At 73.6% G+C, this 24891-nt stretch carries 16 protein-coding genes, 1 tRNA gene, 1 pseudogene and 1 riboswitch; of the genes and pseudogenes, 9 read left to right on the top strand and 9 right to left on the bottom strand.

Annotated elements, in window-relative coordinates; all coding sequences use genetic code 11:
- Positions 1–331: 331 nt before the first annotated feature.
- Positions 332–889 carry a MarR family winged helix-turn-helix transcriptional regulator gene (locus ACFWRT_RS36505; RefSeq protein ID WP_018513524.1) on the bottom strand — a complete coding sequence of 186 codons (558 nt, stop codon included), beginning with the start codon at positions 887–889 and terminating at the stop codon, positions 332–334.
- Between the two features lie 150 nt (positions 890–1039).
- Between ACFWRT_RS36505 and ACFWRT_RS36500 the strand changes: the two genes are divergently transcribed.
- The gene (locus tag ACFWRT_RS36500) at positions 1040–2404 is read left to right on the top strand and encodes an MFS transporter (RefSeq protein WP_380953152.1); all 1365 of its coding nucleotides are present in this window, start codon (positions 1040–1042) and stop codon (positions 2402–2404) included.
- 18 nt (positions 2405–2422) lie between these two features.
- Here the strand turns inward: ACFWRT_RS36500 and ACFWRT_RS36495 are convergent, their stop codons facing one another.
- Positions 2423–4183: an ATP-binding SpoIIE family protein phosphatase gene (locus tag ACFWRT_RS36495; RefSeq protein ID WP_380953095.1), complete on the bottom strand. Its 1761-nt coding sequence runs from the start codon at positions 4181–4183 to the stop codon at positions 2423–2425.
- A gap of 203 nt (positions 4184–4386) precedes the next feature.
- Positions 4387–5808, bottom strand: a complete 1422-nt coding sequence (locus ACFWRT_RS36490; protein WP_380953096.1) for an NAD(P)/FAD-dependent oxidoreductase — start codon at positions 5806–5808, stop codon at positions 4387–4389.
- Between the two features lie 388 nt (positions 5809–6196).
- On the opposite strand from ACFWRT_RS36490, the gene ACFWRT_RS36485 reads away from it, so the two are divergent.
- Entirely contained in the window at positions 6197–7132 is a 936-nt protein-coding gene (locus ACFWRT_RS36485) for a TetR/AcrR family transcriptional regulator (RefSeq protein ID WP_380953097.1), read from the top strand.
- A gap of 286 nt (positions 7133–7418) precedes the next feature.
- Complete coding sequence (locus tag ACFWRT_RS36480) at positions 7419–9572, top strand: sigma-70 family RNA polymerase sigma factor (protein WP_380953098.1); 2154 nt, start codon at positions 7419–7421, stop codon at positions 9570–9572.
- A 70-nt stretch (positions 9573–9642) separates the two neighbouring features.
- Here the strand turns inward: ACFWRT_RS36480 and ACFWRT_RS36475 are convergent, their stop codons facing one another.
- On the bottom strand, positions 9643–11754 hold the full coding sequence (locus tag ACFWRT_RS36475; protein WP_380953099.1) for an asparagine synthase-related protein: 2112 nt from the start codon (positions 11752–11754) through the stop codon (positions 9643–9645).
- An 869-nt stretch (positions 11755–12623) separates the two neighbouring features.
- Between ACFWRT_RS36475 and ACFWRT_RS36470 the strand changes: the two genes are divergently transcribed.
- The 4 genes from ACFWRT_RS36470 (at position 12624) to ACFWRT_RS36455 (ending at position 18206) form a co-directional block, all read left to right on the top strand.
- Positions 12624–14279, top strand: a complete 1656-nt coding sequence (locus ACFWRT_RS36470; protein WP_380953100.1) for a sporulation protein — start codon at positions 12624–12626, stop codon at positions 14277–14279.
- Positions 14280–14397: 118 nt separating this feature from the next.
- Positions 14398–15654, top strand: a complete 1257-nt coding sequence (gene lhgO, locus ACFWRT_RS36465; RefSeq protein WP_380953101.1) for an L-2-hydroxyglutarate oxidase — start codon at positions 14398–14400, stop codon at positions 15652–15654.
- Entirely contained in the window at positions 15647–16549 is a 903-nt protein-coding gene (trmB, locus tag ACFWRT_RS36460) for a tRNA (guanosine(46)-N7)-methyltransferase TrmB (RefSeq protein ID WP_380953102.1), read from the top strand. The genes lhgO and trmB overlap by 8 nt, the downstream gene beginning before the upstream one ends.
- A gap of 133 nt (positions 16550–16682) precedes the next feature.
- On the top strand, positions 16683–18206 hold the full coding sequence (locus tag ACFWRT_RS36455; protein ID WP_380953103.1) for a PrsW family intramembrane metalloprotease: 1524 nt from the start codon (positions 16683–16685) through the stop codon (positions 18204–18206).
- A gap of 30 nt (positions 18207–18236) precedes the next feature.
- Here the strand turns inward: ACFWRT_RS36455 and ACFWRT_RS36450 are convergent, their stop codons facing one another.
- The 5 genes from ACFWRT_RS36450 to ACFWRT_RS36430 form a co-directional block, all read right to left on the bottom strand.
- Positions 18237–19181: an aldo/keto reductase gene (locus tag ACFWRT_RS36450; protein WP_380953104.1), complete on the bottom strand. Its 945-nt coding sequence runs from the start codon at positions 19179–19181 to the stop codon at positions 18237–18239.
- 213 nt (positions 19182–19394) lie between these two features.
- Positions 19395–20438: a M23 family metallopeptidase gene (locus ACFWRT_RS36445; protein ID WP_380953105.1), complete on the bottom strand. Its 1044-nt coding sequence runs from the start codon at positions 20436–20438 to the stop codon at positions 19395–19397.
- Between the two features lie 11 nt (positions 20439–20449).
- Positions 20450–20602, bottom strand: a riboswitch (cyclic di-AMP (ydaO/yuaA leader).
- Positions 20603–20924: 322 nt separating this feature from the next.
- Entirely contained in the window at positions 20925–22154 is a 1230-nt protein-coding gene (locus ACFWRT_RS36440) for a PP2C family protein-serine/threonine phosphatase (RefSeq protein WP_380953106.1), read from the bottom strand.
- Between the two features lie 148 nt (positions 22155–22302).
- Complete coding sequence (locus ACFWRT_RS36435) at positions 22303–23052, bottom strand: MerR family transcriptional regulator (protein ID WP_380953107.1); 750 nt, start codon at positions 23050–23052, stop codon at positions 22303–22305.
- 117 nt (positions 23053–23169) lie between these two features.
- Positions 23170–23243 (bottom strand) — tRNA-Met (locus ACFWRT_RS36430).
- Positions 23244–23449: 206 nt separating this feature from the next.
- On the opposite strand from ACFWRT_RS36430, the pseudogene tsaD reads away from it, so the two are divergent.
- Together tsaD and ACFWRT_RS36420 are read left to right on the top strand one after the other, a co-directional pair.
- Positions 23450–24507: pseudogene (gene tsaD, locus ACFWRT_RS36425) on the top strand (tRNA (adenosine(37)-N6)-threonylcarbamoyltransferase complex transferase subunit TsaD).
- Between the two features lie 91 nt (positions 24508–24598).
- On the top strand, positions 24599–24891 hold a 293-nt coding region (locus tag ACFWRT_RS36420), incomplete at its 3' end, for an alanine--tRNA ligase-related protein (protein ID WP_381121423.1).

The raw sequence follows: 24891 nt of genomic DNA, 5'->3' as shown, positions 1-24891 counted from the left end.
TTTCCCTTTCCGGCGAGTCCGACTCTATCAGATCCTTTCGGGCCTGACCCCCAGTCAGCGGGGCTTGTCTTCCCGGCTGTTGGGCCGTTCCGACGCTCAAACTCTAGCGGATTCTCCCGGCGGCTCATAATCGAGCCATTCGAAATGAATTCCGGCATGCCGAAATTCTCCCGGCTGGGGGATCGTGCTGAGAAGTTTGGTTGCCGCGTGTGCGGCGGGACGGCTGCCGCAGAACCGTTCCGGCCCCGTGACAACTCGCAGTACTTTACGGATCGGGGCGGGGCGTGTCAACCCCGCCCCAGCACCAGTCCCAGCCCCGGCTCCGGGCCCCTCAGTCCAGGTCGGTGAGGCGGCCGCCGGCGTCCGGTTGGGCATGCTCCACGCGGCGCAGGAGGCGGACCAGGAGTTCGCCGAGGACTCCGCGTTCGTCACCGGAGAGGTCCTGGAGGAGGTCCTCCTCGAAGTCGGAGGCCATGCGCATCGCCTCCAGCCACTTCGTACGGCCCACGTCCGTCAGCTCGACGATGACGCGGACCCGGTTGTTCTCGTCGCGGTCCCGGGTGACCAGGCCCTCGGCGGCCATCCGGTCGACGCGGTGGGTCATGGCGGCCGGGGTGAGGCCGAGGCGCTTCGCCAGTTCGCCGGGGCCCAGGCGATAGGGGGCGCCCGACAGGACGAGGGTCTTGAGGACCTCCCACTCGGCGTTGCTGATGCCGAGGGCGGCGACCTGTCTCCCGTACGCGACGTTCATCCGGCGGTTCAGGCGGCCCAGCGCGGAGACGACCTGCTCGACCTGGGGGTCGAGGTCGCGGAACTCGCGCTGGTAGGCGGCGATCTGTTCGTCGAGGCTCGGCTCGTGGGGGCCGGGCTCCTCGGTGCTCTCGGACATGGCGGGCAGTATGGCACGCCCTCACGCCCCTTGAAGTCCTTCAGGCTGTAGTTTTCACCTTCTAAGTTTAGTGCTAAAGTCTTCGAGTCTGATTCGTTCAGGACCTGTGAGTCCTTCTAGACCTTGAGGTAGGTGAGTGTGACCAGGGAGATGGGCGCAGCGCTGCGGCGGATCCAGCTGGGCAGCGCGCTGAGCGCGTTCGGGCTCGGGTTCACCGTCCCGTATCTGTACGTCTATGTGGCGCAGGTGCGGGATCTGGGCGCCGGTACGGCGGGAGTCGTGCTGGCGGTCTTCGCGATGGCGGCGCTGGCCGTTCTGCCGTTCACCGGGCGGGCCATCGACCGGCGGGGGCCGCTGCCCGTGCTGGTGGTGGCCGCCGGTCTCGCCTCCGTCGGCGCCGCGGCCCTGGGGTACGCGAGCAGCGTGCCGGCCGCCGTGCTGTCGGCCGCCGTCCTCGGTGCCGGTACCGCCGTGATGCAGCCCGCCCTGGCCACGATGCTCGTCTGGTGCTCCAGCACCGCCACCCGTACCCGCGCCTTCGCCATGCAGTTCTTCCTGCAGAACCTGGGCCTCGGGCTCGGTGGGCTGGTCGGCGGGCAGCTCGTGGACGTGAGCCGTCCGGCGAGCTTCACGATGCTGTTCCTGATCGAGGCCGGGATGTTCGTGGTGCTCGGTGTCGTCGCGGGGACCGTGAAGATGCCCCGTACGGCTTCCCTGGGTGGAGCCCGGCCGGCCGAGGGGTCCGCCAAGGGCGGGATGCGGGCGCTGCTCTCGCACCGGGCCATGGTCCAGCTGTGCGTACTCGGGTTCGTGCTCTTCTTCGCCTGTTACGGGCAGTTCGAGTCCGGGCTCGCCGCGTACGGCACCGAGGCCGCCGGGATCCAGCCGTCCACGCTCGGCCTGGCGCTGGCCGCCAACACCGCTGTCATCGTCATCGCCCAGTTCGTCGTGCTGCGGCTCGTCGAGCGGCGGCGGCGCAGCCGGGTCATCGCGGCCGTCGGGCTCATCTGGGCCTTCGCCTGGATCGTGGCGGGCTATGCGGGGCTCGGGCACGGCAGCCAGACCATGGCGACGGCCGCGTTCATCTCGACGTACGCGCTGTTCGGGCTGGGTGAGGCGATGCTGTCGCCGACCGTGGCCCCGCTGGTCGCCGATCTGGCGCCGGAGTCGATGGTCGGGCAGTACAACTCGGCGTTCGCCCTGTGCAAGCAGCTCGCGCTCGCGGTCGGCCCCGCGGTCGGCGGGCCGATGGGGGCCTCGCTGCACGGTCCGTACATCGTGACGTTCGTGCTGTTCTCGCTGGGGATCACGGTGCTCGCGCTGCGGCTGGGGCGCCGGCTCACCCCCGTACAGGATCAGCCGTCGCTGGCGCCCGCGCCCTCGCGGGTGGTGGCCGTGTCGCTGCCCGAGGGCGCGGAGAGCGGCGCGGAGGCGGCCGACCGGGCCGTCTCGGTCACCGCGCCGACGGCTGCGGCCACCACGGCCGCTGCCGCTACTGCTACTGCCGGTCGCTGAGCCGGCGGCAGCGGGGCCTCAGCGGGGCAGGGCGAACTCGCACCAGACCGCCTTGCCGCCGCCCGGGGTGCGGCGGCTGCCCCAGGAGGTGGCGATCGACGCGATGATCTCGATGCCGCGTCCCGCCTCGTCGGCCGGTTCGGCCTGGCGGCGGCGCGGCAGGTGGTCGTCGCCGTCGGTCACCTCGATGATCAGCCGCCGGTTCGTGCGGCGCAGGCCCAGGCGCATCGGCGGGGTGCCGTGCTGGAGCGAGTTGGCGACCAGCTCGCTGGCGGCGAGGACGCCGAGGTCGCGGAGCTCGGCCGGGAAGCGCCAGGAGGTCAGGACGCCGGTGGCGAAGGAGCGGGCGCGCGGGGTGGCCTCGATGCCGCCGAGCAGGTCGAGCGCGGCGTTGTGGAACAGCTCCGCGTTCGCCCCCGTACGGGCGGGGTGCTGGACGACCAGGACCGCCACGTCGTCGTCGTGCTCGGCGGTCACCCCCAGGGAGCGGATCAGCCGGTCGCAGACCACCTGCGGTGATCCCTTGGCGCCGGAGAGGGCGCGGGCGAGGGAGGCGACGCCCTCGTCGATGTCCTCGCTGCGGCGCTCGACCAGGCCGTCGGTGTAGAGGACGGCGGTGGAGCCGGGCGGCAGCGCGATCGTGCCCGAGGTGTGGACCCAGCCGCCGGTGCCGAGCGGCGGTCCGGTGGGGTCGGCCGCGCGCTCGACCGTGCCGTCCTCGTGGCGGACGAGGATCGGGAGGTGGCCCGCGGAGGCGTAGACGAGCTGTCCCTCGTTCGGGTCGTGGACGGCGTAGACGCAGGTGGCGATCTGGGTGGCGTCGATCTCCGAGGCGAGGCCGTCCAGCAACTGGATCACCTCGTGCGGCGGGAGGTCGAGCCGGGCGTAGGCGCGGACGGCGGTCCGGAGCTGGCCCATGACGGCGGCGGCGCGGACGCCCCGGCCCATCACGTCCCCGATCACCAGGGCGGTGCGGCCGGCGCCGAGGGTGATCACGTCGTACCAGTCGCCGCCGACGGCCGCGTCGGTGCCGCCGGGCTGGTAGGTGGCGGCGATCCGGAGGTCGTCGGGCTGCTCCAGCTCCTGCGGGAGCAGGGAGCGCTGGAGGGTGACGGCCGTTTCGCGGTGGCGGCGCTCGCTGGTGCGCAGGCGCTCGGCGGCTTCGGCGTGGTCGGTGACGTCGGCCGCGTAGACGAGGACGCCGCCCTCGGCCCTGGTCTCCTTGTCCCTCCCGCCACCCTTCTCTCCTGTCTCTCCTGTCTCTCCTGTCTTGTCACCCGCCTTCTCGTCGTCCTGGTCCGCCGTGCCGCTCCAGGCCGCGACCGGGGTGCAGGTCACGGTGTACGAACCGCCTCCGGCCGTTCTGCGGGACTTGACCGTACGGGCGGTGCCGCTGCGCAGGACCTGGTCCAGCAGGGGCAGCACGCTCAGCTCGGCGAGCTCGGGCAGGGCCTCGGCGGCGGGGACACCGGAGGGGCGGGGGCCGAACGCGGTCTCGTACGCCTCGTTGACGTACGCGACGCGGTGGTCCGGGCCGTGCAGCAGGGCGACGGCGGCGGGGAGGCGGCCGAGGATCTCGCGCGCGGAGAGGTCGTTCAGGGAGGCTCCCGGGGCCGCGGTGGTGTCGGGGGGTACCGGAAGCGCGCCGTCCGGCAGGGCGGCCGCGGCCTGCGCCTGGGCGTACTCGGCCCGGGCCGCGGGGACGGGGCTGCGGTCGTCCCGCGCGGCGGCTCGACGCTGCGTTCCGGGAAGGCGGGCGCTCCAACGCGTGAAGTTCACGGTATTTCTGGCCTCGTGTGTCGGTTCGGTGCGTCGCTACTGGTCACTGTCGGTCACTGCCGGCCGGGTCACTCTGTGCAGGTGTGGGCCCACCTATGGTCACACGTCCAGTGTGACCGACCGTACTGACAGTCGCCGTCCGGCCGCCGTCCGGCCGCTGTCCTGGCGGCGTCCGAACGGCTTACGCCGGGGAGCGGCCCTGGTCAGCGGGCGGGCCGGGGCGGCGGTCCGCCCGGCGGGTCCTCCGGGCTCTCGTCGGTGTCGGGGCGGGGCAGGGTGCCGGGGCGTTGCGGAGCCATCGAGCCGCCACCGGCCGCGAGTTCGAACTCGGCCCGGGGGTGTTCGAGCGAGCCGAGGGAGACGATCTCCCGTTTGAAGAGTCCGGCCAGGGTCCATTCGGCAAGGACGCGCGCCTTCCGGTTGAACGTCGGCACCCGGCTGAGGTGGTACGCGCGGTGCATCAGCCAGGCGGGGTAACCCTTGAGCTTGCGACCGTAGACGTGGGCGACGCCTTTGTGCAGGCCCAGGGAGGCGACGGATCCCGCATACCTGTGGCGGTATTCGGTGGGCGGGCGGCCCTCCAGCGTCGCGAGGATGTTGTCGGCGAGGGCCTTCGCCTGGCGGACGGCGTGCTGGGCGTTGGGCGCGGTCTCCCTGCCCGGCTCGGCGGCGGTGAGGTCGGGGACGGCGGCGGCGTCGCCCGCGGCCCAGGCGTGCGGCATTCCCTCGACGGAGAGGGTGGCGGTGCAGCGGAGCCGGCCGCGTTCGGTGAGGGGGAGGTCGGTGGCGGCGAGGAGCGGCGCCGGTTTGACGCCCGCGGTCCACACGAGCGTGCGGGTGGGGAAGCGGGAGCCGTCGCTCAGGACGGCGACGCGGTCCTCGCAGGTGTCGAGGCGGGTTTCCAGGCGTACGTCGACGCCTCGGCCGCGCAGCTCCCCGACGGCGTACCGGCCCATGGCCTCGCCGACCTCGGGGAGGATGCGGTCGGAGGCCTCGACCAGGACCCATCTCAGGTCGGTGGGCTTGATGTTGTGGTAGTACCGCGCGGTGTAGCGGGCCATGTCCTCCAGCTCGGCGAGCGCTTCCACGCCCGCGTAGCCGCCGCCGACGAAGACGAAGGTGAGGGCGGCGTCGCGGATCGCGGGGTCGCGGGTGGCGGACGCGATGTCCATCTGTTCGATGACGTGGTTGCGCAGTCCGATGGCTTCCTCGACGGTCTTGAACCCGATGCCGAAGTCGGCGAGGCCCGGTACGGGGAGGGTGCGCGAGACGGATCCCGGGGCGATGACGATCTCGTCGTACCCGATCTCCAGGGCACCGGTGCCGTCCTCCGCCGTGGCCAGGGTGGTGACGGTCGCCGTACGCTTGGCGTGGTCGATCCGGCCGGCCTCGCCGATGACGATCGTGCAGTGGTTCAGGACGCGGCGCAGCGGCACGACCACGTGGCGCGGTGAGATCGAGCCGGCGGCCGCTTCGGGGAGGAAGGGCTGGTACGTCATGTACGGCTCGGGCGTGACGACCACAATCTCGGCGTCCCCGCTCCTGAGTCTCTGCTTCAGCTTCCGTTGGAGACGCAGTGCTGTGTACATCCCGACGTAGCCGCCGCCGACGACGAGAATGCGCACACCTGGCCGGGTGCCGGGGGTCGTCCCCCGGGAATCTGGAGCCATCACCACCCCATGACGCAACGGAGTCGGTGGTTTGTCCACAGGCCCGGCAAATTGTGTGACCGGCGGACGCTGCCGGGAAGTTCCGGCCGGTCGGCCGGGCGGCAGGGAAGCGGTGCAGGTCAGGCGCTGTGCGGGGGGCGAATAGGCGGGGGCGGACAGGGGATCGGGGCGCTCCTGCATCGATCGGGGGACGCACCATGCGGAACTTCCCCCTTCTGAATTGACGCAGGCTCAACTATGTTCGTAACCCGTCGGGAGTCGGGTGCGGATTTCGTTGTGCTCACTCACCGGCTGACACGGCGGGGAAGTCTCCGGGGGGAGACGTCATAACCGGGGGAAAGTTATGCAGATTCAGGATTCGCATGGGCAGTCCGCGCGCACGCACGCGCCCAAGGACCACGGACGTCTGGGCTCCGTGGGAGCGCTCGGTGTCATGAGCTCGGCCGACGCGGTGCGCTCCGCCGCGGCGATGAGCGCCGCGGCGATAGGGGTGTCCACCACAGGCGCGCCGGCGACAGGAGCGGCTCCGGCCGGTCCCGCCGCGAGCGGGCCGACGCCCACCTCACCTGCGGCGGCCACGCGTTCGGCTCCGCTGCGCGTCGACGCGCAGCGCAATCTGGAGCATGTGCTGCGGGCCGCGCGTGAGGTGTTCGGTGAGCTGGGGTACGGCGCTCCGATGGAGGACGTGGCACGCCGCGCCCGGGTCGGGGTGGGCACCGTCTACCGGCGGTTCCCCAGCAAGGACGTGCTGGTGCGGCGGATAGCCGAGGAGGAGACCTCCCGGCTGACCGAGCAGGCGCGTACGGCTCTGGGGCAGGAGGAGGAGCCCTGGTCGGCGCTCTCCCGCTTCCTGCGGACCTCGGTGGCATCGGGGGCGGGCAGGCTGCTGCCGCCGCAGGTGCTGCGGGTCGGGGCCGACGCGGAGGAGCCGGACGCAGCGGCGAAGGGGGACGCGGGGGACGAGACCCGCGTTCCGCAGCAGCGGCAGGGCGTGGCCCAGGCCGACGTCCGCGTCGTCTCCCCGCGCACCGGGAGCGGGGACGAGCTCGACGGGCTCGGGGAGGACTCAGGCGCGGGCGAGCTGCTGGAGGTCGTGGGCCGGCTGGTGGACCGGGCGAGGGAGTCGGGCGAGCTGCGCGGGGATGTGACGGTGGCCGACGTGCTGCTGGTCATCGCCACGGCCGCCCCGTCCCTGCCGGACGCCGCCCAGCAGGCGGCGGCCTCGGCCCGGCTGCTGGACATCCTGCTGGAGGGGCTGCGGTCCCGGCCGGCCGTCTGAGGTCACCGTCCGGGGCCCGCTCGTGGTCCGGAGCCCGCTCGTCGGCCGGGCCCGCTCGTGGTCCGGGGCCCGCTCGTTTCGGTGAACGGGCGAGCGGGTTTCCGGCGGGTGGGTTCCGGCAAGCGAAACAACCAGGGGTCATTCCCCGAAAGAGGCTTCCCTAGCACTCGCATTCGAGAAGACGCCCCGGATGAGTGGTTGGCACGACTGAGAGTCCATCACGATTAAGCCATGTGGCACTCTTGGCCGGTATCCGGGTCCGAGGGTGTATACGGGGGCTTCCGCGATGAGCGGTAACGAGCAGCAGGAAGAGCCGCTCGACGAGATCGCTGCGGCGGGTGGGGTCACGCAGGCCGACGGGATGCCCTCCGGGCAGGTGCCTGCCCAGGCGGGGCGTGGACCGTCGGATGGTTCAGACGCTCCGGACGCTTCGGACGGTGAGGCTGAAGGCGGCACCGTCCTGCCCGGGCCGTGGCCGTCCGTCGCCGAGGCCGGAGCTGGAGCCGGGGCCGAAGCCGGGGACCGGTCCGGGGACAGCGCCTCCGGTGGCGTCGGTGCGTACGCCGTCCCTTCGCAGCGCGAGGGCCGCGTCGGGTCTCCCGACACCGGGCTCTCCGACGCCCAGTTGATCGAGGGCATGCGCGAGGGGGACAACCTCGCCTACGACGAGCTGTTCCGGCGCCACTCGGGCGCGGTCCGGCGGTACGCCCGTACCTGCTGCCGGGACGGGCACACCGCCGACGACCTGACCGCCGAGGTGTTCGCACGCACGCTCCAGGCCGTACGGGGCGGGAAGGGGCCGCAGGAGGCCGTCCGGGCCTACCTGATGACCGCCGTCCGCCACGTCGCCGCCGCCTGGACGAAGAGCGCGAGGCGGGAGCACCTGGTCGACGACTTCGCGGTGTTCGCCGCACAGGCTTCCCGTACGTCGGAGCTGTCGGACGACGACACCTTGGACCTCGGCGCCGATGTGCTGGCGATGCACGAGGCCGAGCAGTCGATGGCGATGGAGGCGTTCCGGAGCCTGCCGGAGCGCTGGCAGGCGGTGCTCTGGCACACCACGGTGGAGGAGGAGTCGCCCAGCGAGATCGCCCCGCTCTTCGGTCTGACCGCCAACGCCACCGCCGTCCTGGCCAGTCGGGCCCGTGAAGGGCTCAAGCAGGCCTATCTCCAGGCCCATGTGAGCCAGGCGCTCACCACCGGGGGCGACTGCGCGCAGTACGCCGACCGGCTCGGCGCCTACGCCCGGGGCGGGCTGCGGATGCGGGCCGAGCGCGGGCTGCGCAAGCACCTCGACGAGTGCGCGAAGTGCCGGGTGGCGGCCGGTGAGTTGGAACACGTGAACGCCGGGATTCCGGCGCTGCTGCCCATCGCCGTCATCGGCTGGTTCGCCGCCGGGTTCTCGCTCAAGGCCGCGGGCGTCGTGGCGGGCGGTGCCGCGGGCGCCGCCGGGGCCGGAGCCGCCGCCGCGGCCACCGGATCGGGCACCACCGGTGCCGCTGCCGGAGGTGCCGCGGGAGGTTCCTCCTCCGGAGCCGCGGGGGGTGCCGCCTCCGGATCCGCAGGGGGTGCCGCCTCCGAAGGGCTCGGCGCGCCCGCCAAGGCCGGGATCGCTGCCGCCGTCGCCGTGGCGGCCGCCGCCGGTCTGGTGTGGGCGCTCGTCGGCGACGACCAGCCGAAGCCGGAGGCCAAGGCTGCGGCGAAGCCCCCGGCGGCGGCACCCGAGGTCCCGGCGCCGGAGCCGCCCGCACCGGAGCCCGAGCCTCCGGTCGAGCCCGCTCCCGACCCCGTACCGCCCGCGTCGCCCGACCCGGCACCCGACCCCGCGCCGGAGCCGGAGCCGGAACCGCCCGCACCGGAGCCCGAGCCGACCCCGCCGCCGAGCGCCGAACCCACGCCCTCCCCCGAGCCGCCGGAGCCCGCGCCGCCCGCGCCCAGCCCTCCGCCGCCGCCTCCGGAGCCCGATCCCAGCCCGGAGCCGCCGCCTCCTCCGCCGCCCGCGCCGACCGTCTACCAGGTCAGCGAGCTCGCGTACTCCCTGCTCGGCGACCACACCGAGCCGGAGGTCGTCACCGGGCGGAGCAGTTGGATCTGGCAGCGTTCGAACGTGTCGATCGCCCGGACGCGGTACGCGCACGGGGTCACCGTGCACGCCCGGTCCTCCGTCATCATCCAGCTGAACCGCCCGTGCACCCGCTACGAGGCGATGGTCGGCGTGGACGACCTGACGATGGGGCTCGGCGCGGTCCGCTTCTCCGTCTACGACGGGGACGGGGCGCGGCTGTGGCGCTCCCCGGTGATGGCGGGCGGGGCGCCCGCCGTCCCGGTCAGCGTCGGGATCGCGGGTCAGTCGTCGATCCGGCTCGTGGTGGAGCCCGAGGGGCCGCTCGGCGGGGTGGCGCTGGCCGACTGGGCGGACTCCCGGATCAGTTGCGCCTGAGCCCGGCCCCGGGGCGGTTTGAGCCCGGCACCAGGGTGCCTGAGCCCGGCCGCGCGGACCCAGTCGTACGTCACGGCTGGAGCGTGCGTCGGGACGGGACCACGCCGCCCGCCACCGCGCGCTGGCGCGGCGCCGCCGTACCCGTCCAGCAGGTGCCCCGGCGGGCCAGCAGCCGGCGCAGCCACAGCTCGGTGGAGGCCAGTTCCGCCAGGCCGTCCAGCGGGAGCGGCTCGCCCTCGGAGGCGGCGCGCAGGGCCTTGCGGACGACACGGGCCTCGACCAGGCCCGCGTCGGCGAGGAGCGGGGCGTCGAACAGGGCCATCAGGTCGGACAGCGCGGTGCGCAGGCCGGTGCGGGTGACGGCGGTGGAGGTGGCCTGGGACGGGGTGCCCCAGCCGGGCGGCAGGTCGTGGATGCCCGCCCCGCCCAGCACCCGGCGCAGGATCGCGGCCCGGGCGCCCGGCTGGACGCGGAGCGACTCGGGGAGCGCGCGGGCGGCCCGGACGACCTGGTTGTCCAGGAACGGGGCGTGCAGGCGCTGGCTGCGGATCTCGGCGGCCTGCTCCAGGATGCGGTGGTCGGCGGCGGCGCGGGCGAGGGTGGCGCGGGCGCGGGCCTCGCCGGGGCGCTGGACCGAGGTGGGCCGGATCGCCGCTTCCTGGAGGCGAACCGATACTTCGGCGAGCGCCTCTCCGGTCAGCCAGCGGGCCGCCGGTCCCGGGCGCGACCAGGCGAGGGCGGCGAGCGATGCGTCGGCGGGGGTGGCGAGGTCGGGGGCGTACCGGTTGGCGTCGGGGAGGAGTCCGGCGGCGGTCTCCAGGCCGGTGCGGTACGACGTACGGGCCAGTCTTCGGGCGGCGCGGTAGACCGTCAGCGGGACGAAGAGGGAGTGCGCCGAGGGGCCTTCGGCCTTGGTGAGGGCGGCGACGGGGCGCAGGAGGTGGCGTCTGCGCCGGTCCATCAGGAGGTCGGCGAGGCGGGCCGGGTGGGCGTCCAGGACCTGCCGGGCGCCGTGTCCCACGAGGTGGTCGGCGCTGCCCGCGGCGAGGCGGCGGCGGTGGCGTTCGGCGACGACGAGGGAGGGGCCCGGTTCGTCGGTGAGCGGTCCGGTCCCCAACGAGGCGTACGGGAGGGCCTCTTCGCCGGCCGCGACGACCACGTGGTGCAGGCGCGGGTTGGCGGCGATGGCGCGGGCCCGCTCCAACTCCTCCTCGTGCCCGCGGGTGGTGAGGTCGTTGAAGGTGACCGCGAGCAGGCGCTCCCCCGCCCCCGTGCCGTGGCCGAGGAGGGTGCCGGGCAGTCCGGGCAGCCCGGCGGCGAGCAGGGCGAGGGTGGCGGAGGCGCTGCCGCCGGAGAGGTCGGCACCGATTCCGGCCACCGGCCCGCCCCGGGCCGCGCGCCGGTCGGCGGGGCCCATGCCGGGTACGGGCCCCGGGTCCTGCGGCAGGGTCTCGGGGGCGTGGCGGGGTGCGGTGAGCCGGGCGCGTACGGCTTCGACGAGCGCGTCGCGTACGCCCTCCACCGCGTGCACCGGGTCGACCTGCGGCGCGGCGACGGCGAGGGAGGCGACGGCCTCGTACCCGGTGATCTCCCGCGACCCCTCCCGCAGAATCAGCGCGTGGCCCGGCGGGACCCGCTTCACCCCGGCGTACGGGGTGCCGTCGCCGAGCGCCTCCGGGCTCTCCGGGCAGGCGAGCAGGGCGGCGAGGTGGCCGATGTCGAGCTGGGCCTCGATGAGGTCGGCGAGCGGGAGGGCGGCGGTGGCGTAGGCGGTGCCGTTGGCCCACGGGGTGTGGAAGACGGGCCGGGCGCCGGCGAGATCGCCCGCGACGGTGATGCGGCGGCCGATCTGGACGACGGCGGTGTAGCTGCCCGGCCAGGCGGTGAGGTGGCGCATCGCCCCGCCGCGCGCGGCGAGCAGCCCGACCCGCAGCTGCTCGTCGGTGGCCCCGCAGCAGCCGAGGACGGCGAGGCGGGCGGTGGGGGCGCCTTCGGGCGTGGCGACGCCGATGATCCGGATCTCGTCGGGGCGCCAGTCGCCGACCGCCCAGAGCGGATCCGGGTCGCCCCACAGGAGTTGGGAGCCCACCGGATGGACCGTGCGCCCCTCACCGCCGTTGCCGACGGCCCCTACCGTGCCGAAGCTCGCGGCGATACTGCTCCATCCCACCAACCAACGCATCGCCGCCTCCACAGGCTGTGGACAAGCGGCGCACCGTACCGAGTCGCATCGCCGCTGCGGGACATGCTGCCACGACAGGACCGCAGGAGAGGGGGTACGGGCAGCGCACGCCGGATGAGCATGCGCCCCTGGCAAAGGCCGGACACCCGGCTCGCCGTCGTCTTCACCGCATCACCGGCAACGGAAGTGTCGATTCCGGGAGTTAACACCGCAAGCGCTGCCGTCGGCCACGCTCACCACCGCATCGGACTCCGCCAGCGACGCCGGGACCGCCGGCCCGGGAGAGCGGTCGAAATCCGGCCATAGCCGGACCGTTGGCCAGACCGTCACCGGACAGGCGATATTCAGCCATTCTCGTCGGGCTCCGCCGCTCGCGCACACCCGTCCGCGCCCCCGCGGCGGACCCTCCCACGCACAGTCCGGGAGGTGGGCCTCACCTCCCGGACCGGCCCGCCGCCCGCGGGGAATGGAGCGGCGGTATCCCCCAGCCCACTGAGTCCAGTGCAGTGAGCCGACCCACGCGGTACCCAGCCAAGCCCCTCCCCCACGGGCCGGGCCAGAGCGCACGGCCGGGCGCACGGCCACACGCCAGGGGCACGCCCCGCCCCGGCACGCGCACCCCCGGAGCGCGGACCCCGCCGCCCGGACGGACAACAATCCCGCCATACGGACGTCTGCCCCTTAACGGTAGGGATGGGGAGAACTACGCTGTGTTTACTGGTGTTCTCAGCAGGGGGGCATATTCCTCGGGGCTCGGCCACATGCGTGTGCAGGCGGAGTACGGGGGTTCGAACCTGGGGAGCATCGGTACGAATGCCGCGCGCCGTCCTCGGTGACGCGGCGGCTGTCTGTGTGTCGAGGGGTGGCGCATGTCCAGGGAGCAACGCGGGCCGAACGAGAAGCTCGGCACGGTTCTCGCCCTCGCGGGAATCAGTAACGCCGGGCTCGCCCGGCGGGTCAACGACCTCGGAGCACAGCGCGGTCTGACACTTCGCTACGACAAGACCTCGGTGGCCCGGTGGGTCGCCAAGGGGATGGTGCCGCAGGGCGCGGCGCCTCATCTGATCGCGGCGGCGATCGGGGCCAAGCTCGGCCGGCCCGTCCCGCTGCACGAGATCGGTCTCGCCGACGCGGACCCCGCGCCGGAGGTCGGCCTCGCCTTCCCCCGGGACGTGGGCGAGGCGGTCAGGTCGGCGACCGAGCTGTACCGGCTGGATCTGGCCGGGCGAAGGGGCGGCGGCGGGATCTGGCAGTCGCTGGCCGGTTCGTTCGCGGTGAGCGCCTATGCGACCCCCGCGTCCCGCTGGCTGATAACCCCCGCCGATCCGTCGGTCGCCCGCGACCCGACGGCGGCACAGGCGGCGATCCTCGGCGCCCGGGGCGGTGGCCAGGACGGCGGCGGTACGCCGGGTCCGCGCGGGCCGCAGCACGCGCCGGACGGCCGCGGCGCACACATCCCGCACACACCCGGGGGCGCGCAGAGCGGCTCCGGCCTCGGCACCGGTTCCGGCCTCGGTTCCGGCTCCGGTCTCGGTTCCGGCTCCGGTCTCGGTTCCGGCTCCGTGCCCGTCCAGCCCGGCCCGGAGTCCGTCGCGGACGCCTCCCCGCTGCGGGTGGGCCACAGCGACGTCATGAAGCTGCGCGAGGCGGCCCAGGACGCCCGGCGCTGGGACTCCAAGTACGGCGGCGGCGACTGGCGTTCCTCCATGGTGCCGGAGTGCTTACGCGTGGACGCCGCCCCCCTGCTCCTCGGCTCGTACACCGACGAGGTGGGCCGCGCCCTGTTCGGCGCGTCGGCCGAGCTGACCCGGCTCGCGGGCTGGATGGCGTTCGACACCGGCCAGCAGGAGGCCGCCCAGCGCTACTACATCCAGGCCCTGCGCCTGGCCCGCGCCGCCGCCGACGTCCCCCTCGGCGGCTATGTCCTCGCCTCGATGTCCCTCCAGGCGACCTACCGCGGCTTCGCCGACGAGGGCGTCGACCTCGCCCAGGCCGCCGTGGAGCGCAACCGGGGCCTGGCGACCGCCCGCACCATGAGCTTCTTCCGGCTGGTGGAGGCCCGCGCCCATGCCAAGGCAGGCGACGCACCGGCCGCGGGGGCCGCGCTCAAGGGCGCCGAGAGCTGGCTGGAGCGGTCCCGGGCGGGCGACGCCGACCCGCCCTGGCTCGGCTTCTACAGCTACGACCGGTTCGCCGCGGATGCCGCCGAGTGCTACCGCGACCTGAAGGCGCCCCGCCAGGTGCGCCGCTTCACCGAGCAGGCGCTCTCCCGGCCGACCGACGAGTTCGTCCGCAGCCATGGACTGCGGCTCGTCGTCTCGGCCGTCGCCGAGCTGGAGTCGGGGAACCTGGACGCGGCCTGCGCGGCGGGCACCCGGGCGGTCGAGGTGGCCGGCCGGATCTCCTCGGCGCGCACCACCGAGTACGTACGCGATCTGCTCCACCGGCTCGAACCGTACGGGGACGAGCCGCGCGTCGCCGAGCTGCGGGAGCGGGCCCGCCCGCTGCTGGTGACCCAGGCCTGAGCCGCCCGGCGGGTGCTTTTCGGCGCCCGCCGGTCACCGTGTGCGCCACGCCCCGCCCGGATCGGGTTTGAGCCCGTTGTCAGTGGGTCAGTGCACTATCGGGGTGGGAGGTGGCGTGATGATGACGCACGCGGCGTACGACTGCGATGTGCTGGTGATCGGCGGCGGGATCGTCGGTCTGTCGACCGCGTACGCCCTCCAGCGGTCCGCGCCCGGCACCCGGGTCACGGTCCTGGAGAAGGAGCGCGGCCCGGCCCGCCATCAGACCGGCCGCAACAGCGGAGTGATCCACAGCGGGATCTACTACCGCCCCGGTTCGCTCAAGGCTCGGTACGCGCTGCGCGGCTCCGCCGAGCTGTCCGACTTCTGCGCCGAGCACGGGATCGCCCACGCCACCACCGGCAAGCTGATCGTCGCCACCGAGCGCTCCGAGCTGCCCCGGCTGCACAGCCTGGTCCAGCGCGGCCGCGAGCACGGACTGCCCGTGCGGGAGCTGGGCCCGGCGCAGATCGCGGAGTACGAGCCCGAGGTCCGGGGCCTCGCGGCGATCCGGGTCGGCACGACCGGCGTCTGCGACTTCACCGCCGTCGCCACCCGCTTCGCGACCGAGGTCCAGGCCGCCGGCGGCATCGTGCGGTACGGGGCGGAGGTCGTCGCGATAGACCGGCGCGCCTGGGGCGTGGCGGTGCGCACGGCGGACGGTCTGGTGGTCCGCGCCCGGACCCTGGTCAACTGCGCGGGGCTGCACTGCGACCGGGTGGCGCGGCTCGCGGGCGACGACCCGGGGGTGCGGATCGTGCCGTTCCGGGGCGAGTACTACGAGCTGGCCCGCCCCGAGCTGGTGCGCGGCCTGGTCTACCCGGTGCCGGACCCGGCCTTCCCCTTCCTCGGCGTCCACCTGACCCGGGGCTTCGACGGCACGGTCCACGTCGGCCCGAACGCGGTCCCCGCCCTGGCCCGCGAGGGGTACGCCTGGCCGCAGGTCCGCCCCGCCGACCTGCTCTCCACGCTGAGCTGGCCGGGCACCTGGCACATCGCCCGCAGGCACTGGCGGTACGGGGCGGGCGAGGTGCACCGCTCGCTCTCGAAGTCCGCCTTCACCGAGGCCGTCCAGCGGCTGCTGCCTGCCGCGCGGGAGGAGGACCTGCGCCCGTCGCCCGCCGGGGTCCGGGCCCAGGCGGTGCTGAAGGACGGCACGCTGGTCGATGACTTCCTGATCCGCGAGGCCCCGCACACCGTGCACGTACTGAACGCGCCCTCGCCCGCCGCGACGGCGTGCCTGCCGATCGGGCGGGAGGTGGCGCGGCTGGCGCTGCGCCGGGCACAGGAGACGGGGTGGAGGCCGCCCGCCGTAGAATCGGGTCATTGTGTCTGAGCAGCCCTTGAACCCCACGACCGATGCGGCGACCGAGCCGGAGGCGGCGACCACCGTGACCGGGTCCGCGACCGGGTCCGCCGCCGCCGACGCCACTGCCGCCGCCGGATCGACCGCCGACGAAGCCGCCGCGCTGCGGGCCGCCTCCTTCGAGCGGGCGCGCCGGCTGCGCCAGGAGCCCCGCTTCCCCGGCGGCCCCGCCGCCGACCCGGCCGGCTCGCACCACGAGCGCCGGATCCGCAGCTTCCAGCCGCGCCGCAGCCGGGTCACCACCGGCCAGCAGGACGCCCTGGAGCGGCTGTGGCCCAAGTGGGGCCTGGACATCGACGGCAAGCGCGTCCTGGATCTGGCCGAGCTCTTCGACGGCCTGCCGGTCGTCCTGGAGATCGGCTTCGGTATGGGCGAGGCCACCGCGCAGATGGCGGCCGACGACCCAGGCACCGGCATCCTCGCCGTCGACGTCCACACCCCCGGCCAGGGCAACCTGCTGGGCCTCGCCGACAAGGCCGGTTCCACCAACGTACGGGTGGCCAACGGCGACGCGGTGATCCTGCTCCGCGAGATGCTGGCCCCCGAGTCGCTGGACGGCCTGCGTGTCTACTTCCCCGACCCGTGGCCCAAGGCCCGCCACCACAAGCGGCGCCTCATCCAGCCCGAGTTCCTGGACCTGGTGGCCCCGGTCCTGAAGCCCGGCGCCGTCATCCACTGCGCGACGGACTGGGAGCCGTACGCGGAGCAGATGCTGGAGGTGCTCACCGCGCACCCCCGCTTCGCCAACACGGCGGCGGACGGCGGATACGCGCCGCGCCCGGCGTTCCGGCCGCTGACCCGCTTCGAGGGCCAGGGCCTGGACAAGGGCCACGTCGTGCACGACCTGCTGTTCGCCCGTATCTGAGACACCGTCTCCCGAATCCGGGGGAACACCTGACGCACCGCCTGACGCACTGCCTGACGCACCGCCCGGTCCGGCCATGTCCTGGCCGGATGCACCGTCGCCGGGTGTCGGTGCTCCTCGTTAGGGTCGAGGGGTGTCCGACGGTCCCGTGCAGTACCAGCAGCGGCAGCCGGCGGTCCCGGTCCTCCACGAGCAGCGGTTCGAGGAGGCGCTGGGCGCCGTGCCGGAGCGCGGCCGGTGGACGTACCGGCCGCGCCGCGTCTCCATGGTGTGGCGCAGCAAGGTGTTCCGCCTCGGGACCGTGATCGTGGCGCTCGCGCTGTGCGGGCTGGTGATCCTGGCCCTGGTCCGTGAGCAGACGGGCCCGGAGGGGTTCCTCGTCGGCCTCGGCCTGGCGCTGCTGCCGGTACCGCTCCTGCTGGCCGCCTTCCGCTGGCTGGACCGGGTCGAGCCGGGCCCCTGGCGGAACCTGATCTTCTGCTTCGCCTGGGGCGCGTGCGCGGCCGCGCTCGTCGCGATCATCGCCAACTCGTTCGCGATGCGGTGGATCGCCACTGCGACCGCCGACCCGGCGAGCGCCGACACGTTGGGCGCGACGGTGATCGCCCCGGTCGTGGAGGAGAGCGCCAAGGCCGTCTCGGTCCTGCTGGTCTTCATCTTCCGGAGGCGGGAGTTCCGGGGCGTGGTCGACGGCATCGTGGTCGCGGGCTTCACCGCGACCGGCTTCGCCTTCACCGAGAACATCCTCTACCTGGGCAACGCCTTCGACGAGGACCAGCAGCTCGGCAGCTCCGGGATCGCCTCGGTGACCGCCGGGACGTTCTTCGTACGGATCGTGATGTCACCGTTCGCGCATCCGCTGTTCACGGTCCTCACCGGCCTCGGCTTCGGCTTCGCGGCGATCAGCGCCCGCCACCACCGGGTCCGCCGGATCGCCCTGCCCGTGCTCGGCCTGCTGCTCGCGATGGGCCTGCACGCCCTGTGGAACGGCTCGTCGGCCTTCGGCCCGTACGGCTTCTACGCGGTGTACGGGGTGGTGATGGTCCCGGTGTTCGCGCTGATGACCTGGCTGGCGGTCTGGTGGCGCCGGCGCGAGCTGCGGACGCTCGCCGCCGAACTCCCCGCGTACGCCACGGCCGGCTGGCTGACCCCGGCCGAACCCCTGGCCCTCTCCTCGATGCGGACCCGGGGCGTGGCCCGCGACCTGGCCCGCCACTGGCACGGGAAGCAGGACCGCTCCCGGGGCCGGGCGGCGGCCCGCGCGGTCGCCGAGTACGAGTCGTTCGCGACGACCCTGGCCGGCCTGCGCCGCCGCGCCCGCCACGACGCGGTGGGCCCGGACTTCGCCGCCCGGGAACGGGAGCTGCTGCACCACCTCTGGCAGCGCCGCGCCATCGCGGCCCCGGCGCTCACGCACGCGGCGGACATGACGGGCAGGGGCCCGCGCCCACGCCCGTACGCGTACCCGTACCGACCGCCGATGCCGTACGGACAGGGGCAGGGGCAGGGATACGGGAACGGGTACGGGCAGGGATACGGGTACGGGCAAGGCCGCGGAACCGCGTACGGCAGCCCGCCCCCGCAGCCGTACCCGTACGGCCGGCACAGCCAGTACGGCGGACCCGGCCAGTACGGCCCCACCCCGCCTCCCCCGTAAGGCGGTTCAGGCGGTTCAGGCGGAACCGGCTCAGGCCGACGCCTCCGTGAGCGCCGCCAGCTCCGCCTCCGTCAGCTCCAGGTCCGCGACGGCCAGCAGCGCGGGGAGCTGTTCGACCGTGCGGGCCGAGGCGATCGGGGCCGCGACCGTCGGGCGGGCGGCGAGCCAGGCGAGGGCGACTGTGGCGATCTCGGCGCCCCGTTCCGCGGCGACCCGGTCGAGGGCGGCGAGCACCGTGCGGCCGCGCTCCGACTCCAGGTGCTCGCCCGCCTTCGCGGAGCGGGCGCTCTCGACGCTCGTACCCGGGCGGTACTTGCCGGTGAGGAAGCCCGAGGCCAGCGCGTAGTACGGGACGGCGGCGAGGCCGGCGCGGGCGGCGGTCTCCTGGAGCGGGCCCTCGTAGGTGGCGCGGGAGACCAGGTTGTAGTGCGGCTGGAGCGCGACGTACCGGGCCAGGCCCTCGCGCTCGGAGAAGTCCAGCGACTCCTGGAGGCGCTCCGGGCTGATGTTGGAGGCGGCGATGTGGCGCACCTTGCCGTCCTTCACCAGCCCGTCGAGGGCGGTGATGATCTCCTCGACCGGGACGGTCTCGTCGTCGAAGTGCGTGTAGTAGAGGTCGATGTGGTCGGTGCCGAGGCGGCGCAGCGACTGCTCGGCCGCGCCCTTGATGGTGGCGGCGGAGAGCCCCTGGAATTCGGGGTGGGCGCCGGCCTTGGTGGCCACGACGATGTCGGAGCGGTTGGCGCGGGAGGCGAGCCACGCGCCGATGACGGTCTCCGACTCACCGCCCCGGTTGCCGTCGACCCAGGCGGAGTAGGCGTCAGCCGTGTCGACGAAGTTGCCGCCGGCCGCGGCGTACGCGTCCAGGACGGCGAAGGACCGGTCCTCGTCGGCGGTCCAGCCGAAGACGTTGCCGCCGAGGGCGAGGGGGAAGACCTGGAGGTCGGAGCTGCCGAGCGGGCGCAGAGAAGTCATGTCGGGGTTCAACGGCGCCGCGGAGGCGCGTATTCCATGGCCCGGCACCCGGCATGGCTCAGCACCCGGGACGTTCCGTCACCCGGCACGGCTCAGCACCCGGCACGTCCCGGCACCCGGCCGGACAGACCGGCAGCCCTGACGTCGGGGGGGAGCGTCAGGGCTGCCGGGGTATGCGGGGGACGTCGGCGAACGACGTCCGGGGCCGGGGTCTCAGAGGGTGAGGCCCTTGCTGTTCAGCCAGGCCGCCGGGTCCATCGCCGAGCCGCCGGCGGTGCGGACCTCCAGGTGGAGGTGGACGCCGGTCACGTTGCCGGTGGCGCCCATGCGGCCGATGGTCTCGCCGGTGCTGACCTGCTGGCCGACCGAGACGTCGATCGAGGACTGGTGGGCGTACCAGATCTCCGTGCCGTCCTCCAGTTGGAGGACCGTGCGGTAGCCGTACGAACCGGACCAGCCGGCCGACGTGATCGTGCCGCCGTGCACGGCCTTGAGAGGCGAACCGGCCGCCCCGGCGAAGTCCAGGCCGGTGTGCTGGCCGGAGGACCACATCGCGCCGGACTGGCCGTAGGTCGAGGTGAGCGTGTACGAGGAGGTGGGCAGGGTGAAGCTGGCGCGGAGCTTGGCGAGGCGCTCCTCCTCGGCCTTCTTCGCCGCCGCTTCCTCCGCCGCCTTCTTCTCGGCGGCGATCTTGGCCTTGGCGGCGGCCTCGGCCTCGTCCTGCTGCTTCTTGGCTTCGGCGGCGGCCTTCTCGGCCGCGGCCTTCTCCTCGGCGGCCTTGGCCTCGGCGTCGGCGCTGGCCTGCTGCTGCTCGGCCTGCTGGAGGATGCGGGCGCGCAGGGCCTCGCCGGCGTCGGTGGTGCCCTGGTCGGCCTCGGCGGTCGTGATGCCCGCGGTGGTGAGCGGCGCGGCGGTGACCGGTGCGGCCTCGGCCTCCTGGGCCATGAAAGACCCGACGCCGGGAAGGGACTTGGCGTCGGGGAGGTTGTCCGCGATGGAATCGGGAAGGGAGATGGAGACCGGCGGCTTGCTCTGGGCGGTGGCCATGCCACCCGCACCGACGGCCGCTATGACGCCGACCCCGAGGACGGTGGAGCTACGGGCGAGTCCCCGCTGCTTGGCCACGCGGTGCTTGCCGCGCACGGGACGGATGGACTCCGCGGTGGGGTTCCACTCCTCCCACGTCCGCTCCGGGCCACCGAGGCCGTCGGTGGTGAAGGGTGACGGGGCCTCAGGGGCAGGGTGATTGGACGCCACGTGGGCGCACTCCTTTCCTTCCTTCTCGCCTACCGGGTTAGCTGACGGGTTCGGAGCAGGAAGGTCTCCTACGGGCCCCTCCGTCTCTCACGAGACGCAGGCGTCCGATTCACCCCATGTAGGTGGTTCCCCGGTTCCCTTGCGGAATTCGGCGCTCGCGCACGGCGCCGTCTCTGACGACGGCTGGGACGACCGCGCTGCGTTATCGAACGTTAATAGACAGACGGGCCCGATTCCAAGCTGTTCCTGTTGATCATTAACGGCTCCGACGGGGACTTACCGTCCACAAGTGGCCTGAATCGGACGACTTGACGACCCCTCGCCCACACCTCTTTTTCTGATGGTGTGTCAACTGTTATGCGGAGCGGCGCCCTTCCATTACGCACCGTGTCATCCGCGCACCGTGTCACCTGCGCACGCTGTCACCTGCGCACCGTGTCATCCGCGCACCGTGTCACCTGCGCACCGTGTCATCCACGTGCCGCGTCATCCGCGCGCCGTGTCATCGCCCCGGCCGACGATCTTCACCGTCGTCCGCCGCGGCGGCTGGCCCTCCGCCGGCCGGCTGACCGCGAGCAGCGCCAGGTCGTCCGTCGACCGGCCCCCGGTGTGCAGCCGTACGTCGTCGGTGAGCGCCGACAGCAGCTCCTCGGGGCCGGGGAAGATCCGGCCGCGCAGCCGGGCCGCCGGGTCGTAGAAGACGCCGTTCGCGTCCCGCGCCTCGGAGAGACCGTCCGTGAAGGCGAGCAGCGTCGAACCGGCGGGCAGCTCCCATTCGTCGGACCGGTCGGGCCACACCCCGAGGTCCATCCCCAGCGGCATCGCGGGCACGCTCGGCGCGAGGACCTCCAGGGCCCCGTCCGCGTGCAGCAGGATCGGCTCGGGGTGGCCGCGGTTGACGAGGCGCAGGGACGCCGAACCGGGCGGGATCTCGGCCAGGACAGCCGTGATGAACCCCTCCATGGCGTCCAGCCCGTACCGCCGCGTCCCCTCCCGCGCGAGCGCCCGCTCCAGCCGCTGGGCCACACCCTCCAGGGAACGCTCCTGCTCGGCGGCCTCCCGGAACGCCCCGATGATCACGGCCACCGCCTCCACGGCGTCCAGCCCCTTGCCGCGCACGTCCCCGACGACCAGGCGTACGCCGTACGGGGTGTCCGCCACCGCGAACAGGTCCCCGCCGACGAACTCGTCCGCCTGCGCCGCCTCGTACCGCGCCGCCACCTGGAGCCCGCCGATCCGCTCCGCCGGGGTCGGCAGCACGGCCCGCATGGCGGTCTCCGCGATGACCCGCGCCGAGGCGAGCTGCTCGTTGCTGCGGCGCACGACCCCGTTGATGACGAGGGCCAGGGCCGCGGCGGTGAGGACCGTGATCATCTCGATGACCGGGACGACCTGGGTGGACGTGCCGTCGGAGAGCCGCATCGCGATGACGGAGAGGACCGCGGCCACGCCCGTACGGATGGTGCTGGCGAGCGAGAAGAACGGCGCGGCGATCAGCGGCGCGGCCACGAACAGGGGCACGGCGGTGAAGTTGGGCGGGGCGAGCGAGTCGAAGAGGAGCCCGCCGCCGATGAGCAGCACCGGCAGCAGCCGGACGAACCGCCGGGTACCGGGGCTCCGGGCCACCACCGGCCTGCCCTTCCCGGTGGAGCCGGGCGCGGCACCCCCGGGGATCCCGAGGGTCCCCCTCACGAGCCCGCGCCCCTTCTCCGCCATCCCCACCACCTGTGCACTCCTGCCGCCCGGTCCGACCACGGCTGCGGACGGTACCGCGCCCCGTCCAGGCTTCCCGGAGCCGCGCCGTGCGGCGACCCGTCATCGGCCGAATAGGGGGAAGCGGGCCTGGTGCGGAGGCGCTCCGTGGTCAGTCGGAGAGCCGGCGCCCGGCGTAGATCGTCAGTGCATCCCGTACGAAGGCGGCGGTGCCGTCCCCGTAGCGATCGTAGTTCTTCCCGAAGCGCGGATCGGCGACATACATCTCGCCGAGTCCGATGACGTACGACCGGCTGGGCTCCCCGGACGACGACGCCAGCCACGCGCAGTGTCGCCGCGCGATCTCCTGGGCCTGCTCACCACCGGCATCGGCCCCGGCCTCCCGGGCGCTGCCCCAGTCCCGCGCGATGGCTTCATGCTCGCCGAGGAAGGCCTGCTTCTCGGCGGCCCCGAGCGAACGCCACCACCGGTCGCCCTCCTCGTACGCCTCACGCCCCCAGCGCTCGGTCACCTCCCGCTCGTGCGCGGTGTGGTCGAAACCGTCGAACACTTCCTCGGCCATGAGTTCCATCCCCTCCTGCGTCTTGTGGAGAGTGGTCCGCACCGAGGCGATCTGCCGCCCGATGCGCGCCTGCTCCTGTTCGAGCAGCCGCAGATGCGCCCGCAACGCCACGGCGGTGTCCCGCTGCCCCTCCAGCACGTCCTTGATCGCGGGCAGTGAGAGTCCGAGTTCGCGCAGCAGCAGGATGCGCTGCAGCCGGACGAGGGCGTTCTGGTCGTAGTAGCGGTAGCCGTTGCTCCCGAGCCGGCTCGGCGCGAGGAGACCGAGGTCTCCGTAGTGCCGGAGCGTGCGGCTGGTGGTGCCGGCCTCTCTGGCGATTTCCTGGATGGACCACTCCATGCCGAGAACGCTAGATCTTCACGTAACGTCAAGGTCAACCCGGAAGGGGCTGGGCTCCGGAAACGACTCAGGCCCGGTACGCGATCAGTGATCTGCGTACCGGGCCTGGATCTTCAGTAGCGGGGACAGGATTTGAACCTGCGACCTCTGGGTTATGAGCCCAGCGAGCTACCGAGCTGCTCCACCCCGCGTCGGTGAACACAACTGTACGCCATCGGAGCGGCGGCCCCGACCATTTTCCGGCCGGGCCCGAGCCCGGGGCCGCACAGGCCTGCCGGCCCGGCCGGCAGCGCTGCGGCGTCTTCGACCAGCGGCACCGCGCCGCAGGCGAGTACCTTATTGCACATAGATCGCAGTAACGACAGATGTGCGAGAAGGAGAAGCCGTGCGGACTCCGGTGGTGCTGGGCATCGAGTCGTCGTGTGACGAGACGGGGCCGGAATCGTCTCCGGCGGCCGGCTGCTCGCGCACGTCGTGGCGTCGAGCATGGACGAGCACGCCCGCTTCGGCGGGGTCGTACCGGAGATCGCCGCCCGCGCGCACCTCCAGTCCTTCACGCCCGTCGTCCAGGAGGCCCTCGCGCAGGCGGGGCTCGGCCTGCGGGGCATCGACGCGGTCGCGGTGACCACCGGGCCCGGTCTGTCCGGCGCCCTCCAGGTCGGCCTGGCCGGAGCGAAGGCGCTGGCCTACGCGGCGGGGGTGCCGCTGTACGGGGTGCACCACCTGGCCGGGCACGTGGCCGCCGACACCCTGGAGCACGGGCCGCTGCCCGATCCGTGCGTGGTGCTCATCGTCTCGGGCGGCCACACCTCGCTGCTGCTCGTGCGCGACCTGGTGCGCGACCCGATCCTGCACCTGGGCGACACCGTGGACGACGCCGCGGGCGAGTGCTTCGACAAGGTCGCCCGCGTCTTCGGCCTCCCCTACCCGGGCGGCCCGGCCATCGACCGGGCCGCCCGCGAGGGCAACCCCTGCGCGGTCGCCTTCCCCCGGCCGCTGCTGAGCTCGAAGGACGACCCGTACGCGTTCTCCTTCTCCGGGCTGAAGACGGCCGCCGCCCGCTGGGCCGAGGAGCACCGCCGGCGGGGCGAGGACATCCCGCTGGCCGACGGGGCGGCCTCGCTCCAGGAGGCCGTGGCGGACGTCCTGACGCGCAAGGCGCTGGCCGCCTGCCGCCGGTACGACGTCCGGACGCTGGTCGTGGTCGGCGGTGTCGCGGCGAACTCCCGGGTCCGGGCGCTGGCGGAGGAGCGGTGCGCGGCGGCGGGGGTCGAGCTGCGGGTGCCGCCGCTGACGCTGTGCACCGACAACGGGGCGATGATCGCGGCGGTCGGCGACCTGCTGGTGCGGGCGGGCGCGGACCCGGCGCAGCTGAACGTGTCCGTCGACCCGTCGGCACCGCTGGAGTACGCCGCGCTGCACCCGGCCGCCGCCGCACCGGCGAGAGCCGCGTAAGCGCCGCCCCGCCGTCACCATCCCCCGGTGACCTGGTGACCTGGTGACCTGGTGACCTGGTGACCGACCGAAGGACTTGAGAGGACTCCCTGTGCGTACCGCCGACATCCGCAGCCGCTTCCTGGACTTCTTCGCCGCCCGGGACCACACGATCGTCCCCAGCGCGCCGCTGCCGACCCCGGACCCGACCCTCCTCTTCGTCAACGCCGGCATGGTGCCGTTCAAGCCGTACTTCACCGGCGAGGCGTCCCCGCTGTGGCAGCGGGCCACCAGCGTGCAGAAGTGCGTACGGACCCTCGACATCGAGGAGGTCGGCCGCACCACCCGGCACGGCTCGTTCTTCCAGATGAACGGCAACTTCTCCTTCGGCGACTACTTCAAGGA

It is taken from the genome of Streptomyces cyaneofuscatus (genome assembly GCF_042718795.1).
In the GTDB taxonomy this organism is placed as follows: Bacteria; Actinomycetota; Actinomycetes; order Streptomycetales; family Streptomycetaceae; genus Streptomyces; species Streptomyces cyaneofuscatus_A.
Note: the sequence above shows the minus strand (reverse complement) of the source record. Positions and strands in the feature narration are given on the sequence as shown.